The organism is Vibrio jasicida CAIM 1864 = LMG 25398, from assembly GCF_000400365.1.
Taxonomy (GTDB): Bacteria; Pseudomonadota; Gammaproteobacteria; order Enterobacterales; family Vibrionaceae; genus Vibrio; species Vibrio jasicida.
In genome coordinates this window covers 42,663-61,535 of record NZ_BAOG01000053.1, presented here as the reverse complement: position 1 = coordinate 61,535, position 18,873 = coordinate 42,663, and the positions used below count along the sequence as shown (strand labels likewise).

13 protein-coding genes are annotated in these 18,873 nt (G+C 45.5%); 3 read left to right on the top strand and 10 right to left on the bottom strand.

What is annotated here, in order from left to right:
- Positions 1–57 precede the first annotated feature (57 nt).
- From VJL_RS14535 to hrpB, 10 genes are all read right to left on the bottom strand, one after another.
- Positions 58–1,089, bottom strand: coding sequence for an ABC transporter ATP-binding protein (locus tag VJL_RS14535; protein WP_038878935.1), 1,032 nt, complete (start codon positions 1,087–1,089; stop codon positions 58–60).
- Positions 1,089–2,714, bottom strand: coding sequence for an ABC transporter permease (locus tag VJL_RS14530; protein ID WP_038878933.1), 1,626 nt, complete (start codon positions 2,712–2,714; stop codon positions 1,089–1,091). The genes VJL_RS14535 and VJL_RS14530 overlap by 1 nt, the downstream gene beginning before the upstream one ends.
- A gap of 99 nt (positions 2,715–2,813) precedes the next feature.
- Positions 2,814–3,827 (bottom strand): Fe(3+) ABC transporter substrate-binding protein, encoded by a 1,014-nt coding sequence (locus VJL_RS14525; RefSeq protein ID WP_038878931.1) that lies wholly within the window; start codon positions 3,825–3,827, stop codon positions 2,814–2,816.
- A gap of 151 nt (positions 3,828–3,978) precedes the next feature.
- Entirely contained in the window at positions 3,979–5,208 is a 1,230-nt protein-coding gene (locus VJL_RS14520; protein WP_038878929.1) for an ammonium transporter, read from the bottom strand.
- A gap of 25 nt (positions 5,209–5,233) precedes the next feature.
- The gene (locus tag VJL_RS14515; RefSeq protein ID WP_005439398.1) at positions 5,234–5,572 is read right to left on the bottom strand and encodes a P-II family nitrogen regulator; all 339 of its coding nucleotides are present in this window, start codon (positions 5,570–5,572) and stop codon (positions 5,234–5,236) included.
- 188 nt (positions 5,573–5,760) lie between these two features.
- A complete protein-coding gene (locus VJL_RS14510) occupies positions 5,761–6,129 on the bottom strand; it encodes a YacL family protein (protein ID WP_038865812.1) in 369 nt (122 codons plus the stop codon).
- Positions 6,130–6,434: 305 nt separating this feature from the next.
- On the bottom strand, positions 6,435–9,023 hold the full coding sequence (acnB, locus tag VJL_RS14505; protein WP_038870528.1) for a bifunctional aconitate hydratase 2/2-methylisocitrate dehydratase: 2,589 nt from the start codon (positions 9,021–9,023) through the stop codon (positions 6,435–6,437).
- A 269-nt stretch (positions 9,024–9,292) separates the two neighbouring features.
- Complete coding sequence (locus tag VJL_RS14500) at positions 9,293–11,608, bottom strand: patatin-like phospholipase family protein (protein WP_038878927.1); 2,316 nt, start codon at positions 11,606–11,608, stop codon at positions 9,293–9,295.
- 87 nt (positions 11,609–11,695) lie between these two features.
- Complete coding sequence (gene mrcB, locus VJL_RS14495) at positions 11,696–14,086, bottom strand: penicillin-binding protein 1B (protein WP_038878924.1); 2,391 nt, start codon at positions 14,084–14,086, stop codon at positions 11,696–11,698.
- Positions 14,079–16,547: an ATP-dependent helicase HrpB gene (gene hrpB / locus VJL_RS14490; protein ID WP_038878923.1), complete on the bottom strand. Its 2,469-nt coding sequence runs from the start codon at positions 16,545–16,547 to the stop codon at positions 14,079–14,081. Before hrpB ends, mrcB begins: the two co-directional genes overlap by 8 nt.
- Positions 16,548–16,614: 67 nt before the next feature.
- On the opposite strand from hrpB, the gene sfsA reads away from it, so the two are divergent.
- The 3 genes from sfsA to gluQRS all read left to right on the top strand — a co-directional run bounded on the left by sfsA (position 16,615) and on the right by gluQRS (position 18,866).
- The gene (gene sfsA, locus VJL_RS14485) at positions 16,615–17,331 is read left to right on the top strand and encodes a DNA/RNA nuclease SfsA (protein WP_038870521.1); all 717 of its coding nucleotides are present in this window, start codon (positions 16,615–16,617) and stop codon (positions 17,329–17,331) included.
- Positions 17,332–17,467: 136 nt separating this feature from the next.
- Positions 17,468–17,914 (top strand): RNA polymerase-binding protein DksA, encoded by a 447-nt coding sequence (gene dksA / locus VJL_RS14480; protein WP_010450149.1) that lies wholly within the window; start codon positions 17,468–17,470, stop codon positions 17,912–17,914.
- Positions 17,915–18,002: 88 nt separating this feature from the next.
- Complete coding sequence (gluQRS, locus tag VJL_RS14475; RefSeq protein ID WP_038878922.1) at positions 18,003–18,866, top strand: tRNA glutamyl-Q(34) synthetase GluQRS; 864 nt, start codon at positions 18,003–18,005, stop codon at positions 18,864–18,866.
- Positions 18,867–18,873: the final 7 nt, after the last annotated feature.

Genomic DNA, 18,873 nt, shown 5'->3' with positions numbered 1-18,873 from the left:
GTGAAGAACACTTGCCCGGCATCAGCGCCGGGCCTTTTTATTTTATAGATGTAAACATTACGCGAAAGCTAATACACCTTGGGTTTCAACTTTTACTATCACACTATCCCCGACATTCAACGCCTGAGCTGAAGTAGCCAACAGTCGGTCACCATTGACATCTATCACGTAGCGACAGTGATCCCCCATAAAGTGCTGTTCAAGTACTTTGATTGCACTCTCTTCATCCGCAGTAATTTGAACATGTTGAGGACGAAGCAGTAATGCACACTCATCATCTACTTGGATTTCCTGCTGAGCATTGGCTTCCACCACACCTAGGTGGGTTTGATATTCATTGTCGGAAATTCTCTTCGCAACAAGGTAGCTACCACCACCTAAGAAGTCCGCAACAAATTTGCTCGAAGGCTGGTAGTAAAGTTCAGATGCCGTGCCGTACTGCTCAATCACACCATGGTTCATCACTGCCATCTTATCGGCAAAAGCAAAAGCTTCTTCACGGCTATGGGTGACAAAAATCGCGGTAACCCCCTGTTCTTTGAAGATTTTACGGATCTCACGGATCAGTTCATGACGAACTTGGGTATCAATATTGGAAAACGGTTCATCCAACAACAGAAGGTCTGGTTTGTAAGCCAATGAACGAGCAATCGCCACACGTTGCTGTTGGCCGCCAGAAAGTTGGTGAGGATAACGGTCACCGTAACCTTTAAGGTGAATCAAGCTGAGCATCTCTTCGACTTTCATCAGCTTTTGCTGCGCCGATTCGTTCTTCAAACCAAAAGCAATGTTCTCAGCGACTGTCAGGTGCGGGAACAAAGCGTAATCTTGGAAGATCATACCGATATTACGCTGCTCTGGTGGTAGCCAGTTTTTACCGTCATCAATCGTAAGACAGTTCAAACTCATTTGACCTGAACTCAAAGGAAGCAGGCCAGCAATCGCTTTCAAAAGCGTTGTCTTACCGCAGCCACTCGCGCCAAGTAGGCAGACAATCTCACCTTGCTCAACTTCGAGAGAAAGTGATTCAAGGACAGTCTGGTCGTCATACTGACAAGTTAGGTTTTTAATGGATAATGCGCAGCTCATCAGTGACTTTGCTCCAGTGAACGGTTAACAACTACAAGCGGGATTAACCCAACAAGGACCAGTAGTACTGCTGGCAGAGCAGCAAGTTCTAAATGCTCATCCGAAGCGAAGTTGTATACATACGTCGCTAAGGTTTCAAAGTTAAATGGTCGCAATAGTAATGCAGCATTGAGCTCTTTCATTGACTCAATAAACACCAACAAACCAGCAATTAGGGCACCACGTTTAACCAACGGGAAATGCACTCGCCAAAGCATGGTATTTGGCGTACAGCCCATGGTACGGGAAGCCATATCCAACGATGGAGAGATCTTATTTAAGTTACTTTCCACACTGCCAATTGCAACAGCCGAGAAACGTACAACCATCGCGAAAATCAGCGCAAACATAGAACCAGAGAAAATAAGCCCAGGTCTACCCCATTCCATCGCTTTCGCAATATCGTTAACACGGTGATCCATAAACAACACAGCAACCATCACACCGATAGCCAGTACCGTACCGGGGACGGCATAGCCCAACGAAGACAAACGCATAAACGCCAAGCTAGAGCGGCCGCCATTTACGCGTTGACTGAAGTTCACAGTCAACGCAATCGCAACACCAATGATTGCAGCCACGACTGACACCACCAAACTGTTCCATGCGTATTCACGAAACTCCGGCGTCCAACTTTGTGCAAAGTAAGTGATGGCGTAATCAAGTAACTGTAGCAATGGGAAGATAAACGCGATTGCCACCAAGCCCCAACACCAAATTAATGCGCCCCACTTTCGCCAACCTCGTAGCTCATAACGAAAGTCTTCATGGCTATTAAACTGACTTTGGAACAGCTTCTGCTTACGACGGCTGTAGCGCTCTGCACTCAATAACAACACTACAATCATCAACATCATTGCTGAGATTTTCGCCGCTGCATTGAGGTTCGAATACCCAAGCCAAGTATCGTAAACCGCCGTAGTAAGCGTGTTCACTGCAAAATAGCTGACGGTTCCGAAGTCACCGATGGTTTCCATCGCGACCAGAGACAAACCAACAGCGATAGAGGGTCTTACAAGCGGTAAAGAGATACGCCAAAAGCTTTCCCAAGGGGAGCATTTTAACAAGCGAGCACTCTGCAGTAGGGAAACGTTCTGCTCCATAAATGCAGCACGACAAAGCAAGTAAACGTATGGGTAAAGAACAAGAGAAAGAACGAAGGTCGCACCACCTAAGGTCCGAATATCAGGGAACCAATACTCACCTGGGCCCCATCCCGTTATATCACGTAAGAAGATTTGAATTGGCCCAGCAAAATCGAACCAGTCCGTAAAAATGTAACCAATGATATAACCCGGCATCGCAAGTGGTAGAACTAAGGCCCACTGTAACCATTTCTCGGTTGGTAGCTTACACATCGCCATAAACCAAGCACTTGGAATACCGAGAATCAAAGAAAGGAGCATCACACCAGCAGTCAAAACTACGGTGTTATAGATGTAGGTAGGCATGACCGTCGACATCAAGTGTGTGAACAGGTCATCCGTTTCGCCAATGGCGGTATAGAAGATCGCTAAGATCGGCAAAACCAGTAACAAGGTGATAGCCCCACTACTGGTTTTCCATAGAGAATATTTATTCTTCATTGCCTAAATACTGCAAGGCTGTATGAAATACAAATGCAGCTGCAAATACATCTCATATCCTTTAATTAAATGGGGGTACAGTTATACCCCCACATGGAATTAAAGGTCAAATTTCACTTCATCTAGTAGCTTGATTGCTGCTTCATGGTGAGAAGCAATATCATCTAGAGAAATCGTATCTGCTTTGTAGTCACCCCAAGATTCCACAAGCTCAGAACGCTTAACACCTTCCTTCACTGGGTACTCGTAGTTTACTTCTGCGTACATTTGCTGCGCTTTGTCACCCGTTAGGAACTCCATAAGCTTCACAGCGTTGTCTTTGTTTGGAGAGAACTTCGCCATCGCCATACCAGAGATGTTCACGTGCGTACCTGTTGTCTCTTGGTTAGGGAAGTTGATGTATACCGCGTCTGCCCAAGCTTTTTGCTCTTTGTCGTTAACCATCTTACCTAGGTAGTAGCTGTTACCTAGAGAAACGTCACATAGACCTTCTTTGATTGCTTTAACTTGAGCACGGTCGTTACCTTGAGGCTTACGAGCTAGGTTCGCTTTTACGCCTTCTAGCCACTCTTTAGTCTCAGCTTCACCGTGGTGAGCGATCATAGAAGATACTAGAGATACGTTGTAAGGGTGCTTACCGCTACGAGTACAGATTTTGCCTTTGAACTCAGGCTTTGCTAGGTCAGCGTAGTTGAAGTCGTCACCTAGTTTGCCAACACGGTCACGTGAAGAGTAAACGTTACGAGTACGTAGAGTCAGAGCAAACCACTCGTTTTCTTTGTCTTGGTACTGTGCTGGTACGTTTTCTTCGATGATTTTGCTGTCTACCTTTTGAACCAGACCTTTGTTTGTCAGTTCAGCTAGACGGCTGATATCTGTAGTAAGGATTACGTCAGCTGGGCTGTATTCGCCTTCTTGAGCCAACTTCTCTGCTAGACCTTTTTTCGCAAACTTCACGTTTACTTTAATGCCAGTTTCTTTAGTGAACTCGTTGAACATAGGTTCAACTAGGAAAGGTTGACGGTAAGAGTACACGTTCACTTCTTCAGCAGCCATTGCCGTTGGAGCCAGAGTAGCGCAAGTAATCGCTGAAAGAGTTAGCAGTTTTTTCATTGTTTAATCCTTTACCATGCTAATGATAACGTTTATCAGTTGCGTTATTATATGCATGTTCAATAAGAAAACAATTAATCAATAAAAAAACCTGCTCATTGGAGCAGGTTTTTTAATGTTAAGTTTGTAACTATTTATTACATTGTGAGTGTTATTTCACAGTCACGAATTCTGGGTAAGCACCAACACCACAGTCGTGCATATCCATACCTTCTAACTCTTCGTCTTCCGATACGCGGATACCGACTGTCGCTTTCAGGATTGCCCATACCACTAGGCTTGCACCAAATACCCAAGCAAAGATAACTGCCGCACCTAGAAGCTGTACACCAAACGTTGCATCACCGTTGCTCAGTGGCACAACCATTAGGCCGAAGAAACCACACACACCGTGAACTGAGATAGCACCTACTGGATCATCAATCTTAATCTTATCCAAACCGATGATGCTGAATACTACTAGCGCGCCTGATACCGCACCAATCGCCACAGCATAAAGCGGTGATGGAGATAGAGGGTCAGCCGTGATAGCAACAAGACCAGCTAACGCACCGTTCAAAATCATCGTTAGGTCTGCTTTACCCCAAGTTGTTTTACATACAAATAGTGCGGCAATTGCACCTGCTGCAGCTGCAGCGTTGGTGTTTAGGAAAATTTGACCAACTGCAGTCGCGTTCTCAAAATCCGAAACCATAAGTTGAGAACCGCCGTTGAAACCGAACCAACCGAACCAAAGGATAAACGTACCCAATGTAGCAAGAGGCATGTTTGAACCTGGGATTGGGTAGATTTCGCCATTTTTACCGTATTTACCTTTACGTGCACCCAGTAATAGTACGCCAGCTAATGCTGCTGAAGCACCCGCCATGTGTACGATACCTGATCCCGCAAAGTCACTAAAGCCTGCTTCTGATAGGAAGCCACCACCCCAAGTCCAGTAACCTTCCATTGGGTAAATAAATGCAGTCAGTACCGCTGAGAAAATTAGGAAAGACCAAAGCTTCATACGCTCTGCAACCGCGCCAGAAACCACTGACATTGCTGTTGCTACAAATACGACCTGGAAGAAGAAGTCCGATTCTAGAGAGTGGTCAGCACCTTCACCTTGTGTGCCAATTAGTGCACCAAATGATGGTAACCAACCGCCTTCACCGTTATCGACATACATAATGTTGTAGCCAACCAATAGGAACATGGTACAAGCGATCGCGTAAAGACAGATGTTTTTAGTTAGAATTTCTGTTGTATTTTTAGAGCGAACTAAGCCCGCTTCTAGCATGGCAAAACCTGCTGCCATCCACATGACCAACGCACCGGAAATGAGGAAGAAAAAGGTGTCGAGTGCGTAACGTAATTCAGTTACCGTTGTTGTTAATTCCATGATAGTTCTCCAATCCCTTGAATTCTTAAAGTGCTTCTGCGTCCATTTCGCCAGTACGTATACGCACCGCTTGGTTTAAGTCGTAGACAAAAATCTTACCGTCACCAATCTTGCCGGTTTGCGCCGCTTTAGTGATGGCTTCTACCACGCGCTCCACATTGTCTGCATGGGTAGCGATTTCTAGTTTTACTTTTGGTAGAAAGTCGACTTGATACTCGGCGCCACGGTATAGCTCCGTGTGGCCTTTCTGACGACCAAAACCTTTAACCTCTGATACTGTCATCCCTTCAATACCGACATCAGCCAATGCTTCGCGTACATCGTCTAACTTAAAAGGTTTTATAATGGCATTAATGATTTTCATTGAATCTTCTCCGCAGCTTTCATCCTGAAACATTCATATTAATCCAAGCGGCGTGCCAACTTTTTATCCCATTGATTTTTATAGAATTAGTGAAATTAACAAACTTATAAACAAAAAGGGCGCACCATATCGGTGCACCCTTTTCACAAATATAAGGCAATCCTAATTAGACTACCCAAAACTGTGCATTAAATGTTCAAAAAGTCTTTCCATTGCTCTATCAAGGCACAAAAATCTTCTATACCACAGCTGGCTGTACTCTCTGCATCGTAGAAATCAAACTCGCTTTCCATTTCCACTTCATACTCATGGCCAAGCGCGTTTTCTTGCACTAGCACCTCATCACCGTGGATCATCAAACTGATCTCTGCACCGGTTAATCTATGCTCTTGAGATGGCGAAGAAAATGCCTGATTAATTAAAGCTTCTACCTGAGCAATTTTTGCTGGGTCTTTGCCTATTTCTTCTTGCAACCAACGACCCACAATCTCATGCCCCATGCTGCATTTGACATAGTATTCGCCCATCAATGTGTTGCGGATGAATTCAAATTCCATCGTGATCGCCTTTTCGTATCAATTTGGTGCGGAGTATACAGGGAGATGTTGGATGGGAGAAGCGAGAGACGAGAGACGAGAGACGAGAGACGAGAGACGAGAGACGAGAGACGGTTTCATTTTATCTTTTGAGGGACAAAGACTATCAACGTGTTTTGAGCTCACACGTTTATCTTTAATATTCTAGCGCTTACTTCCCGATTCCTAGAGCGAAGCATTCTCTCTTTTCGAAGCGCAGCGTTCCACAAAAAAAGCGCCCACCAATCGGTGAGCGCTTATTCAAGTATTAACAAAACTTGCTAAGATTATGCAGGCTCTTGGAAGATCACATCATCTGCTTTCTTGGTGTACTGTTCCATCTTGTGGAAATTCAAGTAGCGGTATGTGTCTGCTGCTGTCGCATCAATCTGGTCCATGTAAGACAGGTATTCTTCCTTAGTTGGAATCTTACCTAGAATCGCACCAACCGCTGCAAGTTCAGCCGAGGATAGATAAACGTTCGCACCAGTACCTAGACGATTCGGGAAGTTACGAGTAGACGTCGACATTACCGTTGCTTTATCCGCAACACGAGCCTGGTTACCCATACATAGCGAGCACCCTGGCGTTTCAATACGAACGCCGGCACGGCCATAAATACCGTAGTAACCTTCTTCAGTTAGTTGGTCACGGTCCATCTTGGTTGGTGGTGCTACCCATAAGCGAGTATCAAGCTGGCCGTTAAACTTGTCGAGCAATTTACCTGCTGCACGGAAGTGACCAATGTTCGTCATACAAGAACCGATAAATACTTCATCAATCTGAGTACCCTGAACGTCAGACAGAAGACGCGCATCATCTGGATCGTTAGGTGCACAAAGAATTGGTTCGTTGATTTCCGCTAGATCGATTTCAATCACATGTGCGTATTCAGCGTCTGAATCTGCTTCCATCAACTCTGGGTTTGCTAACCACTCTTCCATCGCAGTAATACGACGTTCGATTGTACGACGGTCACCGTAACCTTCCGAAATCATCCATTTCAGCATAGTGATGTTCGAGTTTAGGTATTCATCAATCGACTCTTGAGAAAGCTTCACAGTACAACCCGCTGCTGAGCGCTCTGCCGATGCATCTGAAAGTTCAAATGCTTGTTCCACAGATAAGTGCTCAACACCTTCAATTTCTAGGACACGGCCTGAGAATTCGTTGATCTTACCCGCTTTCTCTACTGTTAGCAGACCTTGTTTGATACCGTATAGAGGAATGGCGTGTACAAGATCACGTAGCGTGATACCTGGCTGCATTTCACCCTTAAAGCGCACCAAGATTGATTCAGGCATATCAAGAGGCATAACGCCTGTTGCTGCTGCAAATGCCACTAGACCTGAACCTGCTGGGAATGAAATACCCAGAGGGAAACGAGTATGCGAATCACCACCAGTACCAACAGTATCTGGCAGAAGCATACGGTTCAGCCATGAGTGGATAACACCATCGCCTGGACGAAGCGATACACCGCCACGGTTCATAATGAAATCAGGTAGTGTGTGGTGCGTGTTCACGTCGACTGGTTTCGGATATGCTGACGTATGACAGAATGACTGCATCACGAGATCCGCTGAGAAACCAAGACACGCAAGATCTTTTAGCTCATCACGCGTCATAGGGCCAGTCGTATCCTGAGAACCTACCGTTGTCATCTTAGGCTCACAATATTGACCAGCACGCACACCTTCTACGCCACATGCTTTACCGACCATCTTCTGAGCTAATGTATAACCTTTGTCAGAAGCAGTTGGATCAACGGGTTTAGCAAACAAATCTGTCTCTTCAAGACCAAGAGCTACTCGAGCACGGCTCGTTAGACCACGACCGATGATCAATGGAATACGACCACCAGCACGTACCTCATCAAGCAGCACTTTACTCAGTTCAAAGCTTGAGATCTCAGAACCTTCTTTACGAACCACACCTTCGTACGGGTAAATGTCGATCACATCGCCCATATTCATGTCTTGTACGTTTAGTTCAATTGGTAACGCTCCTGAATCTTCCATCGTATTGTAGAAGATAGGCGCAATCTTACCGCCTAGACAGATACCACCAGTACGCTTGTTTGGTACAAATGGGATATCTTCGCCCATAAACCATAATACTGAGTTGGTCGCTGATTTACGCGAAGAACCCGTACCAACAACATCACCTACGTATGCTAGTGGAATGCCGTCTTTTTGCAGTTCTTCAATTTGGTTGATTGGACCAACGCTGCCAGGTTGATCCGGGTTGATGCCATCACGTTCCATCTTGAGCATCGCTTTCGCGTGCACTGGAATATCTGGACGAGACCAAGCATCTGGAGCTGGAGACAGGTCATCGGTGTTAGTTTCACCGGTTACCTTAAAGACTTTAACCGTGATTTTTTCCGCTACTTTCTCTTTCGTTGTAAACCACTCGGCTTCCGCCCAAGATTGAAGGACTTGTTGAGCGAACGTGTTGCCCGCTTTCGCTTTTTCTTCAACATCATAGAAAGCATCAAACATTAACAGGGTATGAGACAGTGCTTTTGCTGCGATAGCCGCAAGAACATCATCATCTAAAAACTCGACGAGCGGAGCGATGTTATAACCACCTTGCATCGTACCTAGTAATTCTGCTGCCTTTTCACGGCTAACAAGTGGAGACGATACTTCGCCTTTAGCAACCGCAGTCAAAAAGCCAGCTTTAACATAAGCCGCTTCGTCTACGCCCGGTGGGATACGGTTCTCTAGCAGGTCAAGAATAAAGGCTTCTTCACCTTGCGGGGGATTTTTCAGAAGTTCAACAAGTCCAGCAACTTGTTCTGCGTCTAGCGGTTTAGGAACAACTCCTTCGGCAGCACGCTCTTCGACGTGTTTACGGTAGGCTTCAAGCACGACTTTTTCCTCTCATTGCGGTTCCTCCTTCTTATTACTGTTTTTAAAAGTAAAGGAGTGAACATCCTTGGAAACTTGGCTCTCCATTGCCCTTGTTTTCATTCAATTCTTGATTGAGAAACAGCGCCGCAGAGGCCAAACTGTGGGCGAAAGGATAGCAAATTTAACCTTAAATTAAAATCTCATCATTTTGACCAACATAGCAACTTACGACTAAAGTCCTGTTTATTTTGGCTAAATATGCGGAGATATTGCTGTCCTTTTCCCGGTTATTTAAATGATGTTCCAACGATCAGGTACACAGCATCTAAATCTTGCTCTGTACGACCGTATGCCAACATGATTGGTCCTACTGGTGAATCAACACCAAAGAAAATCGATGCGGCATTATACAGTGGCGCTTCATTAAGCTTCAGATCGTTATCTGACCAAACACCACCGTGTTCAAGTGATGCGCCTAGGTACACTGGCGCTTCAAACAGCCCGAAGTCGTTATCCATCCATTTATAACGATACACCAAGCTGGTATAGAATAAGTTCTGCCCAATCAGGCTATTACGTGGGATACCAGATAGATTCAAGAAACCACCAAGTTCACGTGGGTCTAACGGGATCGAGGAGTTTTTGCTTTCTACAAAGCTGTATTCCGCCTGTCCGACTAAAGTATGACGACTGTGCGTCACTGCGCCTTTGAAACGTGCCGTGATCTCATACACAGTATCTTCGATATCACCATTAGTATTGGTTTGACGAAAATCCTCAGGGCTCTTGTCATGAGACACCAGGTAATCCAAATCAATCAACATACCATGCGTGGGAAAAGCAAAGTCGTCTAAGGTATCTAGACGGTAGTTAGCAAACACCCCCAAACGCTCGTAATCAAAAGTCCCGGCAGATGCGAGCGTTGAGGCCTCTATTTGCCCTTTGGTATAACGCCCACCAACACGGAACTCTTGCCATAACGTCGGTTGTACACCCGCAGCAAGTTCCGTTATGAACTCGGTATACGAGACGGGAAGAAAATCGTAAACCGAACCTATATCTGGGTTTTCTAAATCACTAAAAGGCCAGTTTCGGTTTTCGTTGTTGTAATTCAATTTACCCGAAACAAACAACTCCTGACTCGACAATACCGGTGAATAAAGCTCGGCTTCAATCAACTTATCCGTACCCATGTCAACATTCAGCGTTAGCTCGGCACCATGTGAATTTAGATTAGTGAAGTTCGACGAGATACCAATGCCATATTGGCTGTCAGTATTAAAGTCATCTTCTAAGAAAAAGCGGAAGTTCAGGTAGTTTGGTCCCCAAGACTTCTCATTCACTTCAAAGACAAGTAGGTTAACACCTTCAATCTCTTCGAAATGGTAAGTAATCAGTTCAAAGCGATCTAAGGCATAAAGATTTTCGACTGCTTTTTCGATTTCAGCCGTTTTGAGAGGACGACCAGTATCAAGCTCGAGTCGGTTGGTCAGTAAGACATCACTGTAGTGGGTGTTATTGACAATAACAATTTGATCAACAACCCGCTCATCACCATATTCTAATCCTTTACGAACGTCTTGTTTGTGCTCGATATATTTTTGGTATTCCGCGTTAGAGACACTCAAGGATTCAAGCTTGGATTTGAGTTTTTTAGTGATGTCGTAGCCAGCTTGAAATGCACTCGGCATCTTTTCAAATTCTACGGTTTCCATTTGCCCAACATCTGGACGAATGTAAACATCATCATCTTTCAGAGTTTCCGCTTGCTCTTGAGTGCTACGACGCACCAAATAATTCGACAACTGATCCGCAACCGCAAACAAGCCGGTGAAGTCTTCTTTGTTTTTATAATCTGTACTGATGTCGACCGCAATGACTATATCCGCTCCCATCGCGCGCGCTACGTCGACAGGCATGTTATTGACAACGCCACCATCCACCAGCATATGACCGTTGAGCTCGTATGGAGGAAGCGCGCCCGGTACCGACATGCTCGCCATCATCGCATCAACTAAGTAACCGTTATCGAGCACGACTTCATCAAGCTCGACGATGTCAGTCGCGACAGAACGATAAGGGATAGCAAGTTGGTCAAAAGAGTCAAAGCGTCCTAGATTGCCCGTCGTTTCGCGCAGAATGCGCAACATGTTCTGCCCTTGCACAACACCAGTTGGGGAACGCACCTCACCAAACCTCAGACCAAGATCTGTCGTTATTTGGTAGCGGTCTTCGTATTCTTTGTCGCGAACGCGACGTTGGCTGCGATCAACGCGATCTCGGTAACCGCTGTTCCAATCCACGCTGTAGATAAAACTCTCAATTTCATCAGCACTCATACCCGTCGCGTACAAACCACCGACATAAGCGCCCATGCTTGTGCCGGTAATGATATCAACGGGAATGTTCATCTCTTCAAGGGCTTTAAGCACACCAATATGCGCAGCGCCTTTCGCACCACCACCAGCGAGAACCACCGCAATTTTAGGACGAGAGCCGTCCTCTTCGAGATGTTTAGCAAAGGAAGGTGTGGCAATCAAAAAGGAGCAGACCCAAAGCGCAAAACCATGCACTAACGGGCTATTGGACATCTTTTTGAACATTCACATCTTCCTTTACTGAATATTGATCAACTACTTTTACTAAGAATCGACCAATGAAACAAGTCAGTGATAGCGTTTTTGGTAGCCTTACCAATCAAATAAATTATTCAACCAGTTCGATTTTTTCTCGCACTGCTGTTTTATTTGGCCTGTTTTATCCCACACTGGCAACTTATATTCGCTACGACAGTTCAGTTCCAACGCACCATTCGCCGCTTTTTGGAAACCCAATGTCGTCACTTCTTTTGGCCATGGCAATTCCAGTCGCTCAGGAATACGTTGCTGCAAATATTCAGCGTAAACACGCAGAGCACCGCTTGAACCCGTCAACTTGGTAGATTTATTATCATCGCGCCCCAGCCAAACGGTTGTCACTTCCCGACCATCAACACCGACAAACCAACTATCACGGCTGTCATTACTGGTGCCCGTTTTACCTGCTAACGCCGCCCATGAGAATTGGCTTTGTAAGAAACGGCCAGTTCCTTGTGCAACACCTTGCTTCATTGCGTATGTAGTTAGCCATGCCGCTTGCTGATCAACAGCCTGAGCCGAACGAGGCAGTGATTGATAAATCACATTACCATCCATATCGATAACCGAACGCAATGCTGACAGTTTCGCGCGTTTACCCGAGTTTGTTACCGTCTGGTACATCTGTGCGACTTCAAATGGCGTCAGAGAGAAAGAACCTAAGAACATAGATGGCACTGGGCGGATCTCATTTTTATCAACGCCGAGACGTTCTAGCGTATCAGAAACCTCAGGAATACCGAGTTCCATCCCCAAACGAACGGTTGGCACATTAAGAGATTTCGCTAGTGCTAGGTATAGAGGCACATCACCACGGAATTTACGGTCGAAATTACGTGGCGACCAAACGCTACCCTTACTGCCTTTCAAACTTAACGGCGTATCGTGAAGTGTGGTAGCGAGGTTGTATTTCTCTGGTTGCTCTAATGCCGTCAAGTAAATTGCAGGCTTCACTAACGAACCAATTGGACGACTCGCATTCAATGCTCGGTTAAAGCCCTCGTAGCCGACACGCTTACCACCAACCATGGCACGAATCTCGCCACTATGACGGTCAACCGCAACCGCTGCAGCTTCAAGTTCTTTACCTGCTCGCTTAGCCAACTCAGGTACCTTTTTCGCAATCGCTTGTTCTAGCTTACTTTGCGAAACAGGATCGAGAGACGTAAACAAACGTAACCCCGTTTCAGCTTTGAAGTTATCACCCACTTTTTCTTTCAGCTCAATATTCAGTTGCTGGAAATAAGCGGGCTGACGGCTTGCTATACGAGGTTTACTTTGCGTATCTAACGGACGATTGACTGCTTGTTCATACTGTTCAGAAGTCAGCATGTCTTGTTGCATCAAGAGGCGTAAAACTAGATCACGACGTGTTTTCGTGCGCTCAGGGTAACGAATTGGATTGTAGTAAGATGGCCCTTTAACCATACCCACCAGCATCGCAAGTTGGTCGATACGAAGCTCCTGGATTGGTTGTCCAAAGTAGTATCGTGATGCCAAAGCAAAGCCATGAATCGCATCCCCGCCACTTTGACCGAGATAAACTTCGTTGAGGTAAGCCTCAAGAATTCGATCTTTGCTGTATCGATAATCCAAAATCAGTGCGATATACGCTTCACGAACTTTACGCCATAACGTTTTATCACGAGTTAAGAATAAGTTTTTTGCTAACTGCTGGGTCAGCGTACTGCCACCTTGTACGGTACGGCCTGCCTTGATGTTGGCAACAAGTGCACGACCAATCGCCAAAGGAGAGACTCCATCATGCTGGTAGAAATCACGATCTTCGGTCGCAAGAAGTGCATCGACAAGAATTTCAGGGAATTGATCACGACGTAGGAACAATCGTTGTTCGTTTTGATCTTTCTCCAGCATACCCAACATCTTAGGTTCAATACGCAAGTAACCTAAATCTCCTTTTGATTCGAGAGATTGAATGCGCGTTAAGCCGCTGCTTGAGAAATGCAACATCACGTGACGATCAGGCTCAGGGCCATCAGCAAATTCAAAAGGACGACGGATGAGCTCAATACGAGTGGAAGAGGAAGAGTATTCGCCAGGATAACGCGGTTGACTAACCTTACGGTAATTCAAAACATCTAGCTCGTTACGCATTTCTTTGATGGTTATGTTTTCACCCGGATTCAAATTGAGAATGCGAGCGTACACGACCGTTGGCAAATCAAATAACTGCCCATCGAAACGATCTTTCACCACACTATCTAAATAAATCCCGACGAAAAGCAATACTGCGGCCAACGCAATACCCGCCTTCCAACTGAATGACCAAATGATTTTAAGCCAAGACCGCTTGCCATTACTTGGCTTCTTCGATGGCGGTTTTCTCGGTCGCTTCGCACCGCTTTTCTTAGTGGCAGTCGTTTTACTTGACGTTGTTTTCTTCGCTGGTGCTCTTTTTGCACCGGGCTTTTTTGTATCAGTCATTATTCAATTGTCTTTTTGTTTTTGTTGTCGCTACATGAGTGGCAGGATCATCAGGCCAAACGTGTTTTGGATATCGGCCTTTCATCTCTTTTTGCACTTCTTTGTAGCTTCCTGCCCAAAAGGCAGCTAAATCCGTTGTCACCTGAAGAGGCCGTTGTGCTGGAGAAAGTAACTCTAACACCAATCGCTTGCGACCTTGTGCCACCGTTGGAGAAGTGCTCTCTCCAAACACTTCTTGCATACGCACTGACAGCACAGGCTCATGACCAAATTGGTAACGAATGCGCTTTTTCGAACCTGTTGGTAAGCGATAATCTTCTGGCAACCACTCATCAATCTGTTGATTCAACGGCCAACCTAATCGAGCGTTCAACGCTTCCACTAGGTTCACTTTCGCCAAATTTTTCGCCGATGAAACCGTGCTCATGTACGGCTCTAGCCACTCTTCTAGGCCATTAAGCAAACTGGTCTCATCAAAACTTGGCCAAGCTTGCTCAGGTAACCATTCCACTGCGCAGCGAATACGTTCTAACAAATTTTCCGCTGCCGACGTCCAGTTTAGACTCTGTAAGCCCTGACGGCGGACATAAGTGAGTAAAGCTTGTGTCATTTTTTCTTTACCCGGACTCGGCAAGGCTTCACGCTTAATCACCAGTTGACCAAGTTTGATTTGGCGTTCGGCAATCAAACGGCCTTTTTTCTCATCCCAATCAACCAGCTCAGCCGTCGTGAAAAGGTGCTCGAACGTTTCTTGTAATGCGTTGATATCTAAGTCACAAGCTAGGTTAATTTGGCTTGAGTTAGAATGCGAGCGCATCAAATCAATCGCAACTAAGTAATCACAACCACCGAGTGTCTCTTCTGGTCGACACTCAGCACCATGCCCGTTCGACAAAGTAAAACGACCATATTGGTTAACACGCTGCTGCGCAATGCGATCGGGGAAAGCTAAGCTCAATACTAACGCTAGCACTCGCTCATCAACATCAGGTAGGCTGAATACTGTATCCAGTTTGTGCGCCAGCGCTTGAGATCGCTTGTGCAATATAGCTTTCTTTGCATGTGTACCACTTACCCAGCGATGTAGGCTATGCGCGATGTTAGTCACATTGCGCTCGGGCTCTTCAATTAGGGCGACCGCAGCCAAAGCGGTATTTAGCATTTTTTCACTGCACTGCTGTGCTTGAATCATCATTGCTGCTGAGCGCGGCTCTACACCAAGAGCGTGGGCCGTTTTACCTGCAGAAGTGAGTTGGCCTTGCTCGGTAAGTAACCCTAAAGAAATCAACAGCTGTTTAGCCTGAGCAAGCGATGCTGAAGAAGGAATATTCAACCATTTAAGTTCTGCGATATCCCCTGCTCCCCAGAATGATAGTTCCATGACCAAGCTTGCTAAATCTGAGTGCAGGATTTCTGGTTGGGGAACTTGCGGTTGCTGCTTGAATTGGCTTTCCGAATACAATCGGACGCAAATGCCCTCTTCAATACGCCCTGCACGACCAGCACGTTGAATCGCAGACGATTGTGCCACTCGCACTTGCTCCAAGCGCGTAAGTCCATTCTTCAAATCAAAACGCGCCACACGTTCTAATCCAGAATCGACGACCAATCGAATGCCTTCAATGGTCAAAGAAGTTTCAGCAATGTTAGTCGCGAGCACGACTTTGCGTTTACCTCCAGAAGCGGGAGCAATGGCTTTTTGTTGCTCGGCAAAGCTCAATTGACCATATAAAGGGCAAACTTCCACAGAATTAGGAAGATGTGACAGACGTTCCGCGACCTGCTTAATTGCCCCAACGCCGGGCAGAAAAGCGAGCAACGACCCTGTTTCTTTCTGAATTAGACTTTCAATCGTCCTTGCCATTGATGTGGGCAAATGATCATTTGTACCCAGAGGTAAATAACGTGTTTCCACCTCAAAACTTCGCCCTTCAGACTCAATATATTCAGCCTCTGGCAACAAGCTTTGTAAGGCATCTTGGTCAAGCGTAGCTGACATCACTACCAGCTTGAGGTCGTCTCTCAACGCTTCTTGAACCTCTAAACTAAAGGCCAATGCCGTATCAGCATGAATACTTCGCTCATGAAACTCATCAAAGATCAGCAGGTCGATGCCATCTAACTCTGGGTCATTTTGGATCATCCGAGTCATGATCCCTTCCGTTACAATTTCAAGTTGCGTATTTTTACTTACCTTCGTCTCACCACGTACACGATAACCAACTCGATCTCCAACTTGTTCCCCCAACTGCTGTGCTAGATAACGCGCAATATTACGAGCCGCTAAACGTCTTGGTTCTAGCATGATGATTTTGCCCGTGACGGTTTGGCTTTGAAGAAGCTTTAGAGGAAAGAATGTCGACTTACCGGCACCCGGCGCAGCTTTTAAGATCACTTGATGTTGATGATTAACCGCAGCAAGTAATTGCGGCATCACGGCTTCAATCGGCAATTGTGACAAAGGAAATACCTTGTGTTGTAATGTTGGCAACATTGTACATAAAAACAGTCCCCCCTAAAGAAGCAAAATGCATTTCGAACCTACTCTAGAGTCAGCGACTCTGCTCAAACGCTACAAACGCTTTCTTGCCGATATCGAATTGGATAACGGCGAAGTTCGCACTATCCACTGTGCCAATACTGGTGCAATGACAGGCTGCGCCACACCAGGCAACAAAGTTTGGTACTCCACTTCTGATAACCCTAAGCGCAAATATCCCAATAGTTGGGAGCTCAGTGAAACACAACAGGGCCATAAAATCTGTATTAACACCGCTCGAGCTAACCAACTTGCCGTAGAAGCAATTGAAAATAATGTCATTTCAGAACTGTGTGGGTATGACAAACTTCAAACTGAAGTGAAATATGGCAATGAAAATAGTCGAATTGATATCTTGCTCAGCGCAAGTGACAAATCAAAGTGTTATATAGAAGTGAAAAGCGTCACGCTGTTGGATGAAGAAAGCGCATCCGGCCAAGGCTATTTCCCTGATGCCGTGACTACTCGAGGACAAAAGCACCTGCGAGAGCTCACAGAAATGGCACAAACTGGAAGTAGAGCCATACTTTTATTCACTGTTTTACATTCAGGTATTGAAAAAGTATCTGCGGCGCACCATATAGACGCGAAATATTCAACTTTACTAAAACAAGCACAAGACGCTGGAGTGGAAGTTCTCTGCTACAAAGCTGAACTGAGCAATACTGAAGTCAAGCTAATCTCTGCTATTGAATTTATCAATTAAGAGAAAAAATGATGTCATCTTCACAATGACGATAAGTTTGCAATTCAGTAATTGCCTGCACCGCCTCTTTTTGCTATAGATACCCGCCTTAAATTGACTGCAAAGCAGTTGACTAGGTGTAAGTAGGAGATGCTGTATGCCAGAATCAAAGAAGAAAACGATAGGCATCCTAGCCATTGCCGGTGTGGAGCCATATCAGGAAAAGCCTGGTGAAGAGTACATGTCACCAGAACAGGTTGAACACTTTACGAAAATCTTAACAGCTTGGCGTAATCAGCTCAGGGAAGAAGTCGATCGCACTGTACACCATATGCAGGACGAAGCAGCAAACTTCCCAGATCCAGTTGACCGTGCTTCTCAAGAGGAAGAGTTCAGCTTAGAACTGCGTAACCGTGACCGTGAGCGTCGCCTGATCAAGAAGATCGAAAAAACACTAGATAAAATCACTGAAGAAGATTTCGGCTTCTGTGAATCATGTGGTGTTGAAATTGGTGTTCGTCGCCTTGAAGCGCGTCCAACCGCAGACCTTTGTATCGACTGTAAAACACTTGCAGAGATCAAAGAGAAACAAATGCAAGGTTAATCAACCAAGCATGATGATTATTGAAAGGGAGCTCAGGCTCCCTTTTTGTTTTGGCTTAGCTTTATTAGAATAATTTCGAGATACACGCATGACACGCTATGTAGGTCGATTCGCACCATCCCCTTCTGGGCCATTACATTTTGGATCGTTAGTAGCTGCGCTCGGCAGCTACTTTCAAGCGAAAGCCAATCACGGAGATTGGTTGGTACGTATCGAAGACCTTGATCCACCCAGAGAAATGCCGGGAGCTTCTGACGAGATTCTAAGTGCACTACGCGCTTACCATTTGCACTGGGACGGCAACGTCGTATACCAAAGCGAACGTCATCACTTATACCAAACACAAATCGATGCTTGGTTAAAGAATGGCGACGCTTATTATTGCCAATGTACTCGCAAGCAAATTAAAGAACACGGCGGCTATTATCCGGGAACATGTCGAGATAAAGGCTTGAAAGAAGGCGCGATTCGCCTAAAAATGACCAAACCTATCGCTGATTTTCTCGATAAGAAACAAGGCACCATGACGATTCCAGAAGCTCTAGTAAATGAAGATTTCATTATTAAGCGTCGAGATGGATTATTTGCCTATAATCTTGCGGTAGTATTAGATGACATCGACCAAGGGGTTACCGAAGTCGTTCGTGGTGCGGATTTAATTGAGCCCACAGGTCGTCAAATCAGCTTATACCAAATACTTGGGCAACCAGAAGTAAGCTATTTACACTTACCGTTAGCGATGGATTCAAACGGTAATAAGCTGTCAAAACAAAACCATGCGACGGCTATTGATGTCGACAATCCGAAGCCAGCTCTGCTGCATGCCATGACATTTTTAGGCTTTGATATACCTGACGATGTAAAAGGCGCAAACCTTGAAGAAATACTGCGTTGGGGTTGCGAAAATTGGCACTTAGAACAGCTTCCAGCAGAGATCGAGATCACACCGTGATTCTCAA